This is a genomic window from Streptosporangium fragile (assembly GCF_039534445.1).
GTDB lineage: Bacteria > Actinomycetota > Actinomycetes > Streptosporangiales > Streptosporangiaceae > Streptosporangium > Streptosporangium fragile.
Genome location: NZ_BAAAVI010000037.1, coordinates 1 through 1,462, shown reverse-complemented (window position 1 = coordinate 1,462; position 1,462 = coordinate 1). Strand labels below are relative to the sequence as shown.

Here is a 1,462-nt window from a genome sequence, read left to right as displayed (position 1 = left end):
TGCCCCCGGCCGGGCTGCCGAACCCGGCGGGCAGCGCGACCTCCAGGCGTTTGCCGCCCACCTCGACGGTGATCCGCTCGCGCTCGCCGGTCTCGGCGGCCGACCCGGGCGGCCCGGCGTAGGGGGCGATCGGGGTGGCGAACTCGGTCTCGATCCACCGGGTGTGCACCGCGAAGGAGGCCCCGTCGCCGCGGAACGCCGGATCGTCCACCACCGCCCGGTGGAACGGCAGCACGGTCGGCATGCCGTCGATGACGAACTCGGCCAGCGCCCGACGAGACCGCTCCAGGGCCTGGGCGCGGGTGGCGCCGGTCACGATCAGCTTGGCCACCAGGGAGTCGAACGCGCCCGGCACGGTCTCGCCCTGGTCATAGCCGCCGTCCACCCGGATGCCCGGCCCGGCCGGGGGGTGCCAGCGGGTGAGCGTGCCCGGCGCGGGCAAGAAACCGCGCCCGGCGTCCTCGGCGTTGATCCGGAACTCGATGGCGTGCCCGCGCACCGGCGGGTCGTCATAGCCCAGCGGCTCCCCGGCGGCGATGCGGAACATCTCGCGCACCAGGTCGATGCCGGTGACCTCCTCGCTGACCGGGTGCTCGACCTGCAGGCGGGTGTTGACCTCCAGAAACGACACGGTGCCGTCCTGGCCGATGAGGAACTCGCACGTGCCCGCGCCGACATACCCGGCCGCGCGCAGAATGGCCTTGGAGCCGGCGTACAGCAGGTCGCGCTGGGCGGCGGTCAGGAACGGGGCCGGGGCCTCTTCGACGAGTTTCTGGTGGCGGCGCTGCAGCGAGCAGTCGCGGGTGCCGACGACCACCACGGTGCCGTGCGCGTCGGCCAGGCACTGGGTCTCCACGTGCCGGGGCCGGTCCAGGTAGCGCTCGACGAAGCACTCGCCGCGGCCGAAGGCGGTGACGGCCTCGCGGACCGCGGAGTCGTACAGTTCGGGGATCTCCGCCAGGGTGCGGGCCACCTTCAGGCCGCGCCCGCCGCCGCCGTAGGCGGCCTTGATCGCGATGGGCAGGCCGTGCTCGGTGGCGAAGGCCACCACCTGCTCGGCGCCGGTGACCGGGTCGGCGGTGCCGGCCACCAGGGGCGCGCCGACCTGCTGGGCGATGTGGCGGGCCCGGACCTTGTCGCCCAGGGCGGTGATCGCGGCCGGGGGCGGGCCGATCCAGGTCAGGCCCGCGTCGATGACGGCCTGGGCGAAGGCGGCGTTCTCGGCGAGGAACCCGTAGCCGGGGTGCACCGCGTCGGCGCCGGCGCGGCGGGCGATGTCGAGGATCTTCTCGATCGCCAGGTAGGTCTCGGCCGGGGTCTGGCCGCCGAGCGCGTACGCCTCGTCGGCGATCCGGACGTGCAGGGCGTCCAGGTCCTGGTCGGCGTAGACGGCGACGCTGGCCAGCCCGGCGTCCTTGCAGGCACGGGCGACACGGACGGCGATCTCCCCGCGGTTGGCGAT

The 1,462-nt window shown here is 74.7% G+C and carries 1 protein-coding gene; it reads right to left on the bottom strand.

Going from position 1 to position 1,462, the window contains the following annotated elements; translation table 11 throughout:
* A partial coding sequence (locus ABD841_RS23455; protein ID WP_344975681.1) for an acetyl-CoA carboxylase biotin carboxylase subunit occupies positions 1 to 1,462 on the bottom strand: 1,462 nt, incomplete at both ends.